The sequence below is a fragment of the Pseudoalteromonas sp. S3260 genome, from assembly GCF_005886925.1.
Classification (GTDB): domain Bacteria; phylum Pseudomonadota; class Gammaproteobacteria; order Enterobacterales; family Alteromonadaceae; genus Pseudoalteromonas; species Pseudoalteromonas tetraodonis.
Genome location: NZ_PNCV01000061.1, coordinates 1 through 17,465, shown reverse-complemented (window position 1 = coordinate 17,465; position 17,465 = coordinate 1). Strand labels below are relative to the sequence as shown.

Below are 17,465 nucleotides of genomic sequence, written 5' to 3'. Positions count from 1 at the left end.
TAAATTGAACAATACTTGCCATAATTTAAGTTTTTACTAAACTTGTAAGAAGCATGTTTAGATTGAGGCTTCAGGGATGAAGTTACCTTTATACTTTTCTACCCACCATGGTACAACATTATTAGAGCTGCTAGTTAGCCTCGCGATTGTTGCCATTGTAGGTCAAATATCCTTGTCTTATTTACCCAACTTTTTAGCGCTCAACCGCGTGAGCAATCAAGTTAGCTTATTACATAAAAATATCAATTATGCTCGTCTATACGCTATAGAAAAAAACAGCTACGTTACTTTGTGCGCATTAAAAAGTAATAAATGTACATTAGACGACTGGCATAACCAGCTCGCTATATTTGTTGATAATGACAAGTCAACGTCGCTTGGCGATGACGAGCAGCTGATCAGTACATTTGAGCACACAAATGAAGCCGATACGTTAACATACCCACGAGATGCCATTACATTTAGGCCAGATGGTACACTAAATGGCTTTCAAAACGGTACTTTTATCTATTGCCCAAATAACGAAAAAGCAAGCCTTGAGGGGCTTGCTCTGTCAATAAGTCAAACTGGGCGAATACGAATAAAATCTACCAACAAATGCCAAAAATAACTAATGTTATCTACCCCAGCAATAGTTGATGTCGGTATCGCCTTTACTACCCGTTGCTCCTTTTAAGCCAACGTCATTAATAGTTAATGACGTGCAGTCAGCATCCCCTTTCACAGCACCAGCAATGGGTTTCGCAGTGATTGTAAATTCATTGCTATTAACCACGTTAATTGTTAGCTCAAAATGACCGTTTTCAGTTTTACTTTGAATACCTAAGTCGCTAAACGAAGTTGAATATGCTCGGTTATCCACAAAGTATTGCTCTTGCTTGTTTGCGGCATCTAAAAGCGCAGAAGCGGCTTCTGCGCGTGATGCCCTTTTTATATATTCACTGTAATTAGGCACTGCAATAGCGGCTAAAATACCCACAATTGCCACGGCTATCATCAGCTCAATTAAAGTAAACCCAGTGTGCTTGGCAACCATTTAATGACTCCTAATTATTCACTTCATCGTTTTCTTCACGTTTGTAAATATACATTTGCTGGGTTTTAAAGCCAAACCCAATAGGCTGAGTATCGTTAACTAGCTGAATTTTACCATCTACTATTTTTAAATTAGGCCCAATAATTTCGATTGGTCTAAGCGGATTCTCTGCATTTTTGCCTTTTATGCCTGGGCCAATTAAATAAAATTGGCTTTGTACGTCAACCGTTGTGTCATCGTCGCATTTACCGTCTGAATTACCGTCAACACAGGAGGCACCAAAATAAAGTTGCGGCGTATCAGGGACTTCATAACTGGTGGCAAATTTTAACTCATCATATACTTTAGTGCCGTAATGCAAATGAAATGCATATAAAGAGCCACCGCCACCGGTTAACGAACATTGGTTTAGTCCAGTATCCGATGCAGGACTAAATGAAGTAAAATACGCAACGCCTCCTACCACGGTTGCCGCAGCAAGCGATTTTTCGCCGGGCGATAACGTATAATGCCAGCCTTTAAATGTATTTGTCAGTTCAACTTCTAGATTTATAAACTCACTAACATTACTTAATGCATTACCAAACTTATCTTCATTCATCGACATTAAATCTGTAAATAAAATAGTTTCAGGAGCGTTACTTTTAAATGATTTTGTGAGCGTATTTTCATCTCTTATCATAAAAAGCTCATCGGCTGTGGTTGAGTTTATAGGGTTAGTGCGATTACCACTGCCAATAACGATGGCGTCGTAAGGAGTTTCAACACGTGAAGTAACACCCTCTTTTTGAGTCACTTTACTAAATATAGTTCGCGCTATGGCTGGTTTATAAAAAAAGCGCCTGTCTTTACCATCAGCAAGCGATGCAAGTTTAAAGTGACTAAATTCATTTGTTTGACTACTTGGCATATCAACACGCCAAATGTCGCCACCAGTATCTGCTGCGTAAATTCTATCAATATAGCCATCGTAATTAGAGTCAAGTAATGTAACGTCTGCGGCAATACTGTGTTTACCAGTAAAGCTATTGTTACTGCGTAATGACCAAAGCTTTTTACCGGTTTTAGCATCAACAATAAACACATCTCGACCCATTGAGTCTGCATCGCGTTTATTCCCTTTGTCTTTATCTTTAATGGTGTCGTAGCCTCCACCAAAAATCAAAACGGGCTTATCACCAAAGGCTTTTATAAACGCAACTTGTGGTTTCGACCAAGACTGACCAAGCTCTTCAAAACCTGAATCTACCCCGCCTTTAATACTCCACATTAAAGAAGGTGAGTCAGGCTTAGTAATATCTAACCCATAATAATTTCTACCGCCACGTCGCATGCCTGCAAACGCCCATACAGTATCACCTTGACCAGCATTAACAATGCCATCATTAATACCATCTTCATCTAAACTTTCATTTTTAGAGTACACGCTAATAGGGCCATCCATGCCATATTTTTTTCCGGCCTCCTTGGCTCTAAGCGGCTTAATAATATTAAATAACGCTGAAGGTATGAATGCCCAGCTTTCAGTTACTTCATTCTTACTATCATCATCTTTAAACATGTGTAAAAAGCCTGCGTTTGTACCGACAAGTATACGAACATCATTATTGCCATAATCAATCGCCACAGGTTTTGAATGTAAAGGGTCGCCAAAAATATCAGCTCGCTGGGTGCTTGTACTATTCTCATTATCAACATCAACACCACGTGCCCAGTTTATTGTTGAATCAAAAACGCTTTCAGAAACATTAAAAACACCAGCAGCTTTTTCTTTGTCACCATAAACTTTCACAAGGTTAGATATATTAAATACCCCAATATCTGAAATTAATTTACGCTTACCCGGATCTAAACTTGTCAGCATCGCATTTACTCCACCGCTTTCAACGGAGTTGCCGTCAGCTAAATTGCCCTTCGTCCAAAATGTTTTAGCATCTTTTTTAATTAATCCGTCACTATTTAATGCAAGCGTTGATGTTGAATCTATAAGTTTATTTCCCATCACTTTTATTTTTTTTAAATTACCGCGCCACCGAGTGCCCACTTCAGGATAAAACATGGCGAGATAGACCGCATCCTTACTACGGGTCTGATCGACATTGTTACTTGCAAAAGAAGGCGATGTAAAAGTGCTGTTTTCTTCTCGTATTAAGGTAATGGTATTTTTAAGTGCGGAGGTAAGAGTAGCGGCTGTATCTGCTTCAAAATAATCGCCACCGCCAACTTTAGCTGCCTCCTCCAATAGTTCAAGTGCATCTTCATCCATCCCTCCACCAAAGCCAATAGTAAATAACCTGGCAGTATCAATAGTTTCAGTAGTTTGAGGATATAAATCAACATCAGTATTATCGTTGCCATGTAAAATTTTGGCTAGCGCTACTAAATAACTACTATAACTCCCAAAAGATCCCGTATTACTTTTAAAAACGTTATTATAAGTACTCTTTATACTATTATCTGCTTCATCATCATTCTGAGGTTCGCCGTCGGTCATTAAAATAATATTGATGGAGTTATCACAGCGCAGCGAATTTTCGTTGTTTTTTCTAAAAGGCGACTCATACTTTTGGCTATTTTCTGCACTTGTGTCTCTATCATCAACATTTTTTGCAAACTTAAGGTTTTGCCCTGAAATGTATAAATACGCTTCCCATAATGTTTCTGTTAAGGGCGTTGAGCCATAAGCAGGTAATTCATTAATTCTATCAACCAACGTATCTTCGTCTGTGCCAACTCTAGCAAGCACATAACCACCACCAGGTTCGTTACCTGCGTTATAATTAAAACGCATTAAACCAAAGTCAATATCATTATTGTCCTTTATTAAACCTTTTACAGCTCTTTTTGCAACCTCAAGCCTTGTTCCACTTTCAACTTCATCAACACAACTTGGTTGATAGTTTCTGTTACCAATATTTATATAACATTGTTCATTATATTCGTTGTAGCTATCTTTACTTTCATAACAGCTTGGTAGTTGTTCATAATAAGGAGGAAACCAAAGAAACCCCCTCCTTTTTATAAAACAACGCTCGCTTGTGCCTGCTGATGTAACTTCCTCATCCATACTTCCTGACGTATCAAAAATAAACAATACCCGAGGTTTTTCATCTACATTGACATCTTTATTTACATACAGCTCTATGTCTTCAGCTTTGCTCGGCGCTGTAAAAAAAAGGCACATAAAATAAGTAAATATAATACTTGCTGCTAGTTTCATGTTAAATCCCCTTACCTTTATCGGCCATTTCTTGCGCTATACCCGTTACAACTGTTAGCTGGTGCTTGCTCTTAGAGCCATATTCAATAGTAGTGGTGACTTCCATCATGTTGCAAACGACCCCCTCTGTAGGGTTGTATCTACGCGGGCAGTTAAGCTCCATTACTCCCTTATTTAAATTGGTCATGGCACTTTGCATACCATCATGAGTAGCTATCGTTTTCCATTGCTCAGGGATCTCGTTCTTAGTTAAGAAAAACTGGCTAGCGCCGCCTTTATTAGCCTCTTGTGCTATCACTCGTTGAACCTCGCCGACTAGCATGTTTTCTGCCACTTCCCGCTCTTGTGCTGCATTGGTAATTTTAATGTCGATGGTACTGCTACTCATTAATGTAACGGCAATACCGGTTACTGCTATTACCATAATTAGAGCAGTAATAAGCACTACTCCCTTTTGCTTATGCTGTGTAGGTGTGTGTGTTACATACGCCATAAATTTGCCCCTACATTATTTAAACGAATAGTGGTAGTAAATACAGTACGCCTATAGTTATCAGTAACTTCAAGCTTACGCGCGTTTTCATCTTCACCGAGTGTATATATTTGCTTTTTGCTATTTATGCTTGGATCGGGTTGCAATGTTCTTACTAATAAAAATAGCTGCACGGTTAAAATACCTTGTTGATTGCCCCACTCAGCTGCAGTCATTTTGTTTATGCTGCGATACGAATCGACCTTGCCATTACCATTAGTATCGAGACCAAAAATAAAACGCATATTTTCAACCCCTTCCATGATTGTTTCGGTGGTCATACCGTTGCCAGTTAGGCGTTTTCGCATCAATGCGGGCACTGTTAGTTTTTTATTATTTACGGTATAAGTTTGTTCGCTAATATAATAAACATGGTGGCTGTAAGGCCACACAGTGGCATTGACATTAAGTGTGTTGGCATCAACCTGATCTTTGACAAAACGAGCAAGTTCTTGTTCGGCCACAAAATAATAATCATTATTAGCTGTTTCGTTAACCGCGTTAGTTACATCTAATTGGTGCCCTTGCACAAACTTAATTTGTAAAATATCAGTGCCCGATACAGGGTTATTAACACAATTAAGTTCACTTGGACTTGCCGCTGTTTTTGCATAAAGGGTTTTAAAGTTACTACTGCTGGTTAAATCAGGAAAACTGCCATTGTTGAGACCTTCAAAGCAATCACCTGTTGGACTTGCTAATGATGAGGTGTTTATTGCAGTAAATGAATTGCCATAAAATGTGCCCCAAAAGCCTACTTGTTCTATATCGCGTTGCATAATATTAATCGCTAAACGCCCTGACTCTTGCAGTTCACCTATTGCCATGGTGCTTTTGGTGGTTGTTTTCATACCAATATAAGTAAACATGACGCCACCTAAAATTAGCCCGCCGATGAACAAAGAGATCATCATTTCAATGAGTGTAAAACCTGCTTGCCTCATTTTAGCTCCTAACATAAACATAGCTGGTAAGTACTACTACACGGCGTTTTTTATCAGCTGTTCCGCAATCAATATTTGCTGTATTTTCATTTGCAGTGAATTCTTGCCTACCCTGCCATGATACAATTACTTCAATGTTAAACGCTTTACCGCCAGAGCCTGCTACCGCTTCGGGATTAACACACACGATTGCATCATCAAGAGACCCTGTATTTTCACGAGCACGAATGGCACGCTTCCATTGCTCTATGTCTAATACAGCGATTTGCGCACTGCTACACGAATCTGTAAAGCAAGTATTGGATGAATTTAAAGTTGTTTCACTCGTAAAGTTGCCTTTATACTGAGTTACAAGCGCTGAGGTATCATTAACACGTATACGTTGAATAATATCGTTACCTAATGCCACAGCAGCAGCACGTTGCATTGAATCAAAGCTTGCTTGTTTTGCTTTTGCTTGCAGGGCTACAGCCCCCAATAAACCAAAGCTAAGAATAATAAACGCAATCAGGACCTCAATAAGGGTAAAACCTTTTTGCAATTTAAACGTGCTCAAAGACATAATAAAACCAAATAATAATTATCTGATACTAAGTGTATGCAATAAAAAAATAGATTCAACTAGGACCACGACCAACGGTTAATTATGTTGATAAGCGGTTAATAGGTCGGTGTGCTAAAGTACGCTTTTTACGCTTTTGAGCGCTCGACGACTAACAGCTAAAAAAGGTGAACACCCTTTGAGTTCAATAACATGTTGATGGTTTTTAAGTGTATGGAGTGCCAAAATTTTATTTTTATTCACTAAGGTATTTCGATGAATTCGCAATAAGTGACGAGGATATTGCATTTCAAGTTGCTTTAAACTGTCTTCAATTAGAGCCTCCCCACCATCGAACACAACTTTGGTATACTTTTCCTGTGCATAAAAATAAAAAACATTTTCTATTTTTATACTTCTTACGGTGCCTGCTAATTGATAGGTTATTTTTTCTGTTTGTTGTTGTTGCAGGTGTACTCTGTTTAAACGTCCTAGCTGTTGTAATGTATGTTGCAAACTTTTTTCTGATATAGGTTTTACCAAATATCCGGCTGCATTTAACTGCATCGCATCAAGTGCATGCTCAGGATGAGCGGTTATAAAAATAATCGCCGGAGGTACCGCTAGATCATTGAGTTGATTGGCCACTTCGATGCCATTTAAGCCTGGCATATCAATATCTAAAAACACTAAATCAGGCTGCTGCTTTTTCATTTGTGTTAAAGCGTCATTACCATCACTAGCCTCTCCTTGCACATGAATGGATGTATGGTTCTCAGCGAGTAAACGCTTCAATCGTGCCCTTGCTAAGGGTTCATCATCTACAATCAATACATTCATAACGTATTCTCTGCTTGTTTTGGGATGACTACTTTGACTCTAAATTGATTATCTTTGTTGGTTATTGTCAGTTGCGCCCGACCTTTATAATAAATACTTAAACGAGAACGAATATTATCAAGAGCCATACCGTTATGCTCTCTAGTATTTTCAGTTTCAGTAGGTACAGGATTAGTTACAATTAAGGTTAAATAATGTGTTGTCACATGCAGTTCAATACTTATAGTAGCACCACTTTGGCTTGGCTCAATGCCATGACATACTGCGTTCTCTACCAAAGGTTGTAATGTTAGATATGGAATATATAGCGCAGGGAGATGTTCTGGTAATAACCACTCAACCTTTAAGCGCTCTGCAAAGCGCCATGACTCAAGCGCAATATACTGTTTAGTTAATGTTATTTCATCACTGAGTAATACACTTTGACCTGAACGCATTGCAGCTTGAGACAGCGCTGCTAGTGCTAAAATTGCATGCTCTGCAGCCTCAACGTCATGATGCGTTAATTCTGCCGCCGTATTCAAGCTATTATATAAAAAGTGGGGTCGGATCCGTGCCTGCAAAGCATCAAGTTCTGCACGAGAAAGTGCTTTGGTTTGCTGCTCTTTTTCAAAATGAATAAGCAAAAATTGTACAAACAGTAAGGTAAGCAAAAATACAATAATGCAATTACGCAGCACAAAAAACGTCAGTTGTTTTTCGTTTTCAATATCAAAAGCAATATGAGAAAACACCAGACTAAATACAGCAGTACTGAGACTATATGAAGCAATAAAAAAACTGATCTGAATAAACTGAGTCTGTTTTGCGAGTAATCGACGACAAAGATATAAAAAAGAGGTACTGACCAGCACAGTTACATGGAGAAACAAACTGATCGCCCCCAAATGCAGCCATATGTCATCGCCAGCATTAGGAGCAAAAGCTAATATAATAGCCACAACCTGTGTTACTACGAGGGATGCAAGCACACCACGCTCATTAAAAAGGGCCGAAAAAAGTAACGCATCTGGTGACAGTTGCTTACCCATTCGACCCTCCTTTTATGATTTATCTCTAAATTAACGCAGCTCTACTGGTACAGCAAAAACAATGTTTTCTTCTTCACCAGGGTTTTCTGTTACTTGGTTACCACCGAGCTCTTTTAAGCGGGTAATCACCTGCTGCACTAGCACTTCAGGTGCTGACGCGCCTGCGGTAACCCCCACACTATTGATACCATCAAACCATGACGCTTCAACATTGCTGGCATCGTCAATTAAGTACGCACGCGTGCCCATTTTATCAGCTAGTTCTCGTAAACGATTGGAATTAGAGCTATTTTTAGCGCCTACAACCAATAGCACATCGACTTTGTCTGCTAAGTCACGTACTGCATCTTGACGGTTTTGAGTTGCATAACAAATATCATCTTTACGCGGACCATCAATAGCAGGAAACTTGCTGCGTAAGGCATCAATCACATCCGCAGTATCATCTACCGATAAGGTTGTTTGGCTGCAATAAAAAAGATTATCTGCGTTCTTAACATCAAGCTTTAACACGTCATCAACGGTTTCAACTAGGTAAATGCCACCTTGTTGATTGTCGTATTGACCCATAGTGCCCTCAACCTCGGGGTGTCCATGGTGACCAATTAAAATGCATTCAATGCCTTTTCTGCTGGCACGGGTAACTTCCATATGCACTTTAGTCACTAACGGGCAGGTTGCATCAAATACTTTAAGCTCACGGCGTTTTGCTTCACTGCGTACAGCCTGTGATACACCATGAGCACTAAATATAACAATACTGTCATCCGGTACCTGATCAAGCTCTTCAACAAACACGGCGCCGCGATTTTTTAAGCCATCAACCACATAACGATTGTGTACCACTTCATGGCGCACATAGATTGGTTTTTCAAAAATATCTAAAGCGCGCTCAACAATGCTAATTGCGCGGTCAACACCGGCGCAAAAGCCTCGTGGATTAGCTAATAATATTTCCATTAACCTTGCACCTCAATAATATCAACCTCAAACGTTAAACGCTGGCCCGCTAATGGGTGATTAAAATCGATAGTAACTGACTCGCCTTGCACTTCACGAACCAAACCCGGAAGCTCGGTGCCATCAGGTTGAGTAAACGCAATAATAGCACCTACTTTAGCCGGCGTTTCTACACCAAACTTACTACGGTCCACATAATAAATATTATCTGGGTTTGGTTGACCAAAGGCATCTTCCGGCTCAAGTTCAAATGTTTTGCTCTCACCGGCCGTTAGGCCTAGTAAACATTTTTCAAAATTAGCGGTTAAGCTGCCATCACCCATAGTGAGCTTAGCCGGCTTGTTATGCACTTTCGTTGAGTCAGCGGCAGAGCCATCTTCTAGTTTAATAGAAAAATGAAAAATAACGTCTGAGTTTTCACCAATTACAGCTTGGCTCATGCTTTGTGCTCCTTTGGATTTTCGCCGGTAAAGGCGTCAAATAGTAATAATGCAGCACCAATACAAATAGCGCAGTCTGCAATATTAAATACGGGAAAATGTGAGTCTTCGTAAAACACATGTAAAAAATCAATAACGTAACCATAAGCAATGCGGTCGTACAAGTTACCAATAGCACCGGCTAAAACTAACGAGTAAGCACCACATAATACTTTATTAGACGCAGGAAGGCGCTTTAACCACCACACCAACAAACAACTAATCGCGATTGCTATTGCACTTAAAAACCAACGCTGCCAGCCACCCGCTTCGCTTAAAAAGCTATAGGCTGCACCGTAGTTATGTACATAAGTAATGCTAAAAACAGGCAGTAAATTAATTGACTCACCATAAGCCATGGTGTTTACAACCAGTGTTTTACTGGCAAAGTCTATTACAAGCAGTAATAGACTCAACCAAAGCCACACTAAACCACTTTTTTGGGTTAGTTTGCTCACTAAAAACAACTCCTAAGCGAATTGACGCTTTTCACCTTCACCGTCAACGTTACTTACACAACGACCACAAATTTCGGGATGAGCAGGCTCAACACCTACATCTTCACTGTAATGCCAACAACGCTCACACTTTTTAGCATCTGTTGCTGATACGCTAATGTATAAACCATCAATTTCAGTAGTTTGTGAATCTGCAGGTTGACTATCTACCTCGGTAACGTTAACCGCAGAGGTCAACAACACAAAACGTAGCTCATCGCCTAACGCCGCAAGTTTTGCTGCAAGCTCTTTGCTGGCAAACAGGTTTACGGTTGCTTGTAATGTTGCACCAATCACTTCTTCTTTACGTGCAGCTTCTAACAGACGGTTCACTTCGTCACGCACATTTAAAATAGCTTGCCAGTCTTCATTACTAAACTTGGTCGTTGTTGGTGCTTGTAATCCCTCATACCATGTTGAAGTAAATACATAGTCACTGCGCTCACCTGGAAGTGCTTCCCAAATTTCTTGCGCTGTAAAGCTCATGATTGGCGCCATCCAACGCGTCATTGCTTCAGCAATATGATAAAGCGCTGTTTGACAAGAACGACGTGCATGGCTGTCGCTTTTTGCCGTGTACTGACGGTCTTTTATAACGTCTAAGTAGAACGAACCAAGCTCACCGGTACAGAAGTTCATTAGCTTTTGCGTTACTAATAGCATTTGGTAGCTATCGTAAGCCGCTAAAATATCATCTTGTAACTGTGCTGCGCGCCCTACAATCCACTTATCAAGCTCAACCATATCATCAACAGCAACTTGATCCGTTTTTGGATCAAAACCACTTAGGTTAGCAAGTAAGTAGCGGCTGGTGTTACGAATACGACGGTAACGATCTGCCGAACGTTTGAATATTTCATCGGATACGGTCATTTCTGCCGTGTAATCAGTTGATGCTACCCATAAACGTAAAATATCAGCGCCCAGTTTATTCATCACATTTTGTGGCGAAATAACATTGCCTAATGACTTAGACATTTTGCGGCCGTTTTCATCAACCGTAAAGCCATGCGTAAGCACTTGCTTGTATGGTGCATGACCATTAATTGCCACTGAGGTCATCATTGATGACATAAACCAACCACGGTGTTGATCAGAACCCTCTAGGTATAAATCAGCAGGACCGGTTAAATCTTCACGCGCATCAACAACACAGGCATGCGTTACACCTGAATCAAACCACACATCGAGTGTGTCTTGCACTTTCATGTATTGTTGTGCGTCTTCTTCACCTAGTAAAGTAGCTGGGTCTAAGTCATACCATGCTTGAATACCTGATTTTTCGACAAGTGCTGCTGCTTGTTCAATCAGCTCTTGAGTATTTGGGTGTAATGCACCCGTGTCTTTATCAACAAACAACGAAATAGGTACACCCCAGGTACGTTGACGTGAAATACACCAATCAGGGCGGCCTTCAACCATGTTGGCAATACGGCTTTCGCCCCATTCAGGTAACCACTGAGTATTTTTAATTTCAGCCAGTGAATCTTGGCGCAAGTTAGCCTGATCCATGCTAACAAACCATTGTGGTGTGGCACGGAAGATAATAGGCGTTTTATGGCGCCAGCAATGTGGGTAGCTGTGCGTTAATGCATGATGATGCATTAGGGCATTATTTTCTTTTAATACCTCAATTACACTCGCATTGGCTTTAAACACATGTTGACCGGCAAATAATTCAGTATCAGGTAAGTACACACCGTTTGCGCCAACAGGGTTAGCTACTTCAAGATTATACTCAAGACCTGCCACGAAATCTTCTTGACCATGACCTGGTGCAGTATGCACGATACCCGTACCAGAATCTGTTGTTACGTGCTCAGCAACAATAACAGGAACATTAAAGTCATAAAAAGGATGTGCTACGGTTAAGTTTTCAAGTGCTGCGCCTTTAACATAGCCAAGGATATGGAAATGGTTAAAACCAAAACGATCCATCGCATCTTTAACCAGCTCAGAACCTATAATAAGACGTTGCTGAACGCCTTCATCGTCTACTTGTACTAGCGCGTATTCTAAATCAGCATGCACAGCTACCGCACGGTTTGCTGGCAAAGTCCATGGTGTCGTAGTCCAAATAACGGTTCCTACGCTACCTGTTCCTGTATGGCCAGCCGCTAAATCAAACGCATTAACCACCGCATCTTGATCTGTAAAAGTAAAACGTACATCAATAGCTGGAGATTGTTTATCTTGGTATTCAACTTCTGCCTCAGCTAATGCTGAACCACAATCTGTACACCAATGCACAGGCTTAGCACCTTTATGTAGATGACCATTTTTTATAATGCGGCCTAGTACACGAATGGCATTAGCTTCAAAGTCAAAGTTCATGGTTAGGTAAGGTTTATCCCAATCACCAAAAACGCCTAAACGTTTAAAGTCTACTTTTTGGCCTTCCACTTGCTTTTTAGCATAAGCACGACATTTCTCACGAAACTCTGCCGCAGTTACCTTAACACCAGGTTTACCGACTTTTTTCTCAACCATTAACTCGATTGGTAAACCATGACAGTCCCAACCTGGTACGTATGGCGCATCAAAGTCTGATAAAGTTTTAGACTTAACAATAATATCTTTTAATATTTTATTTACTGAGTGGCCTAAATGGATATCGCCGTTTGCATACGGAGGGCCGTCATGCAAAATGAAAGTTTTTTTACCTTTCTTCGCGCTGCGAATTTGACCGTATAGGTCGTCTTCATACCATGCTTTAAGCATTTTTGGTTCACGTTGTGCCAAATTGCCACGCATTGGAAACATTGTTTCCGGTAAATTCAAAGTATGTTTGTAGTCGCTCATTAATCCTACTTTCCGTTTCTATCGGCTACCTAATTTAAACCAAAACACTGCTTAGCGGCGGCAACATCGGTTGCTATTTGTGCCGTCAGTTGTGTTAATGTCTCGAATTTTTTCTCATTGCGGAGTTTTTCAATTAACTCCACATGCATAAATTGTCCATAAATATCTTGTGCAAAATCAAAAAGGTGAACTTCTAATAAGGCACGAGTTCCATTAAACGTGGGTTTGTTTCCAATGTTAGCCACCCCAAAAACTTTCTTTCCTGCGATCATCACTTGAACCGCAAATACACCATTGACCGGACAAACTTGACGTTTTAGTGCAATATTTGCCGTTCTAAAACCCAGTTCGCGGCCTTTTTTCCAGCCATGAATAACACGTCCAGATATTGCATAATTATGCCCAAGCATAACTTTTGCACTAACTAAGTCACCCTCAGCAAGCGCTTCTCGTATCAAGGTACTGCTTACTCTAGCATTTAATTGTCTAAAGCTGGCAGTGCTTTTAACACTCATTCCCACTTGGGTGCCCATAGTTGCCAATAGACTAAAGTTACCTTGGCGCTGTTTACCAAACCTAAAATCATCACCAACCGTTAATGCTTTAACGCCCAGCTTTTTAATTAAAATATCGCTAACAAACTGCTCAGCATGCATGTTTGCAAAAGCCTGATTAAAGCTAATACAAATAACGCGCTCAATCCCCAAGTTACTCAATAGACGAAGTTTATCACGCAGTCGAGTAAGCCTAGCCGGGGCATTGTTTTTTGCAAAAAACTCTTGTGGCTGAGGCTCAAATAACATTACAGTGCTGGGTAAATTATTTTCTTTGGCATCCGCTAACAGCCCTTTTAATACGGCAGCATGACCCAAATGAACACCATCAAAATTACCAATGGTTAGCACACAACCAAAGTGTTGTGGGCGTATATTGTGTATACCTCTAATTAACTCCATGCCACCTAATGCCTTTTTCAGCGAGCGATAAAATGCGACCTTGGGTCGCAGAGTGTCCGATTATAATCTTTTTTTTAATTTGATTCAGTAATTGCTACACTTTTTATCGTATTTAGTCTAACGCCCATCAAAAACAACATAAAAAAGTAACTAACAACCGCAATAATTAATAACACAACCAACAACATAACTTGTTCACTAAAGTGCCAGCTAGCCCAATCATAGTGTCTACTGGTAAACCACACTAGTGCGCCCATCGTCACACTCGCCAGCAAGCACTTCAAAGTGAAGTAGCCACTCATGCTGGAGAACTGGTAAACATTCTCTTTTTTAAGCTGTCGGTACAGTAAGTAGGCATTACAACTAGCCGACATAGAGGTTGCCAGTGCTAAACCTAAATAGCCAATAAAGGGCGCCAGCATAATATTAAACACCATGTTAAGCACCAAAGTGATAATACCAATGCGCACGGGTGTTTTCGTATCTTGGCGAGAATAAAACCCAGGCGCCAACACTTTAATTAACATAAAGCTGACTAATCCCACCGAGTAGGCAACCACCCCTAAGCTCACCGCCTTAACGTGATCAATGCCTGCCTCTTTAAACGCGCCGTGATCAAACAGCACGGTAATAATCAACGGGCTAATAATCATCAACCCTATCATGGCCGGGAGCCCTAAAAAAATCACAAATCGCACTCCCCAATCTAGGGTATGTTGAAAGTCGCTACTTTTTTTACTGCTGTGTAATTTTGATAGCGCAGGTAAAATAACCGTCGCAATACCAATGCCAAATAAACCAAGTGGGAATTCAATCAGTCTATCTGAGTAATACAGCCAAGCGATAGAGCCTGTCATCAATAATGAAGCTATTACCGTATCGAGTAATAAGTTAATTTGGCTAATTGATACACCAAATAACGCTGGGAGCATTAATTTACGCACTTTTTTAACATTTTCGTCTTGCCACGCCCAACGCGGTCGCGCCAACATTTTTGCTTTATATAAAAACGGCAGTTGAAATAATAGCTGTACCACGCCCCCTAAAAATACGCCTATTGCTAATGCATATGCACCAACAGAAAATTGGTCATGCAATAAAATGGCACAACTAATAATAGAAACATTAAGTAATACAGGAGTAAATGCGGCAACTGCAAAACGGTTGTATACATTCATTACAGCGCCACTAAGCGCCACTAAGCTTACAAAAAATAAATAAGGAAAGGTCAGCTTTAATAGTGAACTAGCAAGCTCAAACTTTTCTGCGTCAGGGCCACCTTGCCACCAATCTATAAACCAACCAGTACCAAATAAAGCGGCGATAACGGGGGATGCCACAACACCAAAAAGCGTAACGAGTAGTAAAATTGTGCCGAGTGTACCTGCCGCCTGCGCAACAAATATTCTGACTTTATCATCGCCTTGTTGTTCTTTGATTTCACTTAATACAGGTACAAACGCCTGTGCAAAAGCCCCTTCAGCAAATAAACGGCGTAAAAAATTAGGAATACGGTTTGCAAATAAAAACACATCGGCAGCAGCCCCTGCCCCCAACAAGTTAGCAACAACAGCATCACGCACTAGCCCTAAAATACGCGAGATCATTGTCATTGCACTTACAATCATCCCGGAACGAAACAAACCTTTTGACACTATAAATCCATATTAAAAATCAGCAATTAAGTTAATTATGCCATAGTCTTTTTTATAAATCGCTTTAAAGCACTAGGCTCGAACCCCTTGCTTTGTTACAATAGCGCCATTAACTGCTAAAGCGGCAAATTGATGTTCGTTATAAGGAGCAGTTTTTCTTGGATTGTTAAAATTAAATTGACATTCATGATAAAAACAGGCATATTCCACGGCCTTTAATTTAAGCTTTATTTAAGATTGTTAGGAGCAAACCTTGGCTAACATCAAGTCTGCAAAAAAACGCGCTATCACAAGCGAAAAAAACCGTCAGCACAACGCAAGCCGTCGTTCAATGATGCGTACTTACTTCAAAAAAGTAATCGTAGCTATTGAAGCTGGCGATAAAGAAGCTGCACAGCAAGCTTTTTCTATTGCTACACCTATCCTAGACCGTTACGCAACTAAGGGTCTAATCCACAAAAACAAAGCTGCTCGTCATAAGAGCCGTTTAGCTGCTAAAATTAAAGCGCTATAATTGTTTTTGCAAGATTAAAAAAACCGGCTTTTGCCGGTTTTTTTTTGCCCAAAATAAATACGCCTCTTAAACGTTATCAAGCTCTGGATAAAACTTTTTCAATATCGCCGCAATTTTCTTTGGTGAAAATGGTTTAACCACAAACCCTTTTGCCCCTCTTTCTATCGCATCCTTCACATTTTCAACGCCTGAATGAGCCGACACCATCACCACGTTTGTCTCTGGTGATAACTCATTAATTTGCGCAATAAGTTCTTTACCATCGCCATCAGGTAGTTCTATGTCTAAAAATATAATATTAAAATTGGCTGCGCGACACTCGCTAATACACTGCGCGGCCGTAGACGCTTCTTTTACATTCTCTATCCCTAAATGCATTAATGTTTGACTTAGAAAGCTACGCACAGTGCTAACATCGTCAACTATTAAAATAGATAGCTGCGTATTCATATACAATCCTTATAGGCTAAAACCATGTCTGCGAAGTTGGTGATTTGCTTAAAATACAAATATTTACTTTATTATAGAGGGCTAAGCTAAAAAGGCCAGATTTGCTTTATGTCGAAAACCACAAAAAAAGTCGCCGCAAAAAAAATAAAGCCGCTACTGTTAAACAAAGATCCAGTAATAAGCTTGCAAACACTGGCTCACAATTAAAACTACACTCAAGTAGCGCAAAGTGTGGCATCAAGTTGACCCTGCTTTTTATTTTCACGATATTATTACTTATACTTGTTTTAGTGCCAAAGCCAAGCTTACTTACTTATAAAAAATCGTCTATGGTAAGCCAAAGTGTGTATTGGCCTGAGTTGTTTTCAAGCGAACCAAAACTACTGGACTCAACCCTAAACCCGCGACTGGATAAGGAGCATAGAACCCTTTACCTATGTATTGATTTACAGCAACCGCAGAGCTGCCAAAAATATCGAATTATTGCTGAAGAGGGATTATTTTCGGTATTAATGACCTACTTTTAGCATTAAAAAAACTAATCTGAAAATTTAAAATTACTTGGTTGAAAGCTGTGCAAAAGATCAACATAATGGCGCTCCTTTTTTCAACAACTGAACTATTGAAACGACCATGCTAAACGAGCTAGATTGGCTTTTAAATACATTACTACTTGCACTAGGTTTAGGTGCATTCTTTATCAACCAACTGACACTGCTTCGCGTTGCTGCGATTAGTGCCTGTGGTTTGTTATTCCTATCATTTAGCTTAGATCTTATGTCGTCGAGTATTATTTCAAATATGAGTTTAGTGTTGATCAACACATTTTACTTGTTCAAAGTTTATACGTTTGGGCAATTTAGCGTATCTCAGCATTAATTACTTCCCCTTAGAATATTTTATAGCCCAGTTTTTCTGGGCATTTTTATATCTCACTGTTAAAAATCTTGGGTCTGGGTTTGAACTAAGTTAAAATTTATCTCGTAACAGGGTCTGTTGACCTTTCAA

General features: G+C 40.0%; 17 protein-coding genes. 3 read left to right on the top strand and 14 right to left on the bottom strand.

Translation table 11 applies throughout. The features are described from left to right. Nucleotides 1–76: 76 nt before the first annotated feature. The gene (locus CWC14_RS11080; protein WP_138562937.1) at nt 77–610 is read left to right on the top strand and encodes a GspH/FimT family pseudopilin; all 534 of its coding nucleotides are present in this window, start codon (nt 77–79) and stop codon (nt 608–610) included. 6 nt (nt 611–616) lie between these two features. Here the strand turns inward: CWC14_RS11080 and CWC14_RS11075 are convergent, their stop codons facing one another. The 13 genes from CWC14_RS11075 to murJ form a co-directional block, all read right to left on the bottom strand. Next, the gene (locus tag CWC14_RS11075; RefSeq protein ID WP_138562935.1) at nt 617–1,036 is read right to left on the bottom strand and encodes a type IV pilin protein; all 420 of its coding nucleotides are present in this window, start codon (nt 1,034–1,036) and stop codon (nt 617–619) included. A 10-nt stretch (nt 1,037–1,046) separates the two neighbouring features. Next, a complete protein-coding gene (locus CWC14_RS11070; RefSeq protein ID WP_171036843.1) occupies nt 1,047–4,256 on the bottom strand; it encodes a PilC/PilY family type IV pilus protein in 3,210 nt (1,069 codons plus the stop codon). A 1-nt stretch (nt 4,257) separates the two neighbouring features. Next, on the bottom strand, nt 4,258–4,749 hold the full coding sequence (locus CWC14_RS11065; protein WP_138562933.1) for a pilus assembly PilX family protein: 492 nt from the start codon (nt 4,747–4,749) through the stop codon (nt 4,258–4,260). Continuing rightward, nucleotides 4,737–5,732, bottom strand: a complete 996-nt coding sequence (locus tag CWC14_RS11060; protein ID WP_138562931.1) for a PilW family protein — start codon at nt 5,730–5,732, stop codon at nt 4,737–4,739. The genes CWC14_RS11065 and CWC14_RS11060 overlap by 13 nt, the downstream gene beginning before the upstream one ends. 1 nt (nt 5,733) lies before the next feature. Further along, nucleotides 5,734–6,294, bottom strand: coding sequence for a type IV pilus modification protein PilV (gene pilV, locus CWC14_RS11055; RefSeq protein WP_138562929.1), 561 nt, complete (start codon nt 6,292–6,294; stop codon nt 5,734–5,736). A gap of 114 nt (nt 6,295–6,408) precedes the next feature. Beyond that, complete coding sequence (locus CWC14_RS11050) at nt 6,409–7,113, bottom strand: LytR/AlgR family response regulator transcription factor (RefSeq protein WP_138562927.1); 705 nt, start codon at nt 7,111–7,113, stop codon at nt 6,409–6,411. Next, nucleotides 7,110–8,144: a sensor histidine kinase gene (locus tag CWC14_RS11045; RefSeq protein WP_013464474.1), complete on the bottom strand. Its 1,035-nt coding sequence runs from the start codon at nt 8,142–8,144 to the stop codon at nt 7,110–7,112. The genes CWC14_RS11050 and CWC14_RS11045 overlap by 4 nt, the downstream gene beginning before the upstream one ends. Nucleotides 8,145–8,174: 30 nt before the next feature. Next, the gene (gene ispH / locus CWC14_RS11040; RefSeq protein WP_013464473.1) at nt 8,175–9,104 is read right to left on the bottom strand and encodes a 4-hydroxy-3-methylbut-2-enyl diphosphate reductase; all 930 of its coding nucleotides are present in this window, start codon (nt 9,102–9,104) and stop codon (nt 8,175–8,177) included. After that, complete coding sequence (fkpB, locus tag CWC14_RS11035) at nt 9,104–9,544, bottom strand: FKBP-type peptidyl-prolyl cis-trans isomerase (protein ID WP_013464472.1); 441 nt, start codon at nt 9,542–9,544, stop codon at nt 9,104–9,106. Before fkpB ends, ispH begins: the two co-directional genes overlap by 1 nt. Then, nucleotides 9,541–10,041, bottom strand: coding sequence for a signal peptidase II (lspA, locus tag CWC14_RS11030; protein WP_013464471.1), 501 nt, complete (start codon nt 10,039–10,041; stop codon nt 9,541–9,543). Before lspA ends, fkpB begins: the two co-directional genes overlap by 4 nt. Nucleotides 10,042–10,053: 12 nt before the next feature. After that, complete coding sequence (ileS, locus tag CWC14_RS11025; protein WP_138562925.1) at nt 10,054–12,882, bottom strand: isoleucine--tRNA ligase; 2,829 nt, start codon at nt 12,880–12,882, stop codon at nt 10,054–10,056. Nucleotides 12,883–12,911: 29 nt separating this feature from the next. Beyond that, nucleotides 12,912–13,838, bottom strand: coding sequence for a bifunctional riboflavin kinase/FAD synthetase (gene ribF / locus CWC14_RS11020; protein WP_138562923.1), 927 nt, complete (start codon nt 13,836–13,838; stop codon nt 12,912–12,914). A gap of 74 nt (nt 13,839–13,912) precedes the next feature. Beyond that, nucleotides 13,913–15,451 carry a murein biosynthesis integral membrane protein MurJ gene (gene murJ / locus CWC14_RS11015; protein ID WP_502704753.1) on the bottom strand — a complete coding sequence of 513 codons (1,539 nt, stop codon included), beginning with the start codon at nt 15,449–15,451 and terminating at the stop codon, nt 13,913–13,915. Between the two features lie 295 nt (nt 15,452–15,746). Between murJ and rpsT the strand changes: the two genes are divergently transcribed. Continuing rightward, nucleotides 15,747–16,007, top strand: a complete 261-nt coding sequence (gene rpsT, locus CWC14_RS11010) for a 30S ribosomal protein S20 (RefSeq protein WP_138562921.1) — start codon at nt 15,747–15,749, stop codon at nt 16,005–16,007. Nucleotides 16,008–16,073: 66 nt separating this feature from the next. Here the strand turns inward: rpsT and CWC14_RS11005 are convergent, their stop codons facing one another. After that, nucleotides 16,074–16,457, bottom strand: a complete 384-nt coding sequence (locus CWC14_RS11005; RefSeq protein ID WP_076921496.1) for a response regulator — start codon at nt 16,455–16,457, stop codon at nt 16,074–16,076. Between the two features lie 633 nt (nt 16,458–17,090). On the opposite strand from CWC14_RS11005, the gene CWC14_RS10995 reads away from it, so the two are divergent. After that, nucleotides 17,091–17,336 carry a hypothetical protein gene (locus CWC14_RS10995; RefSeq protein WP_013464466.1) on the top strand — a complete coding sequence of 82 codons (246 nt, stop codon included), beginning with the start codon at nt 17,091–17,093 and terminating at the stop codon, nt 17,334–17,336. Nucleotides 17,337–17,465: the final 129 nt, after the last annotated feature.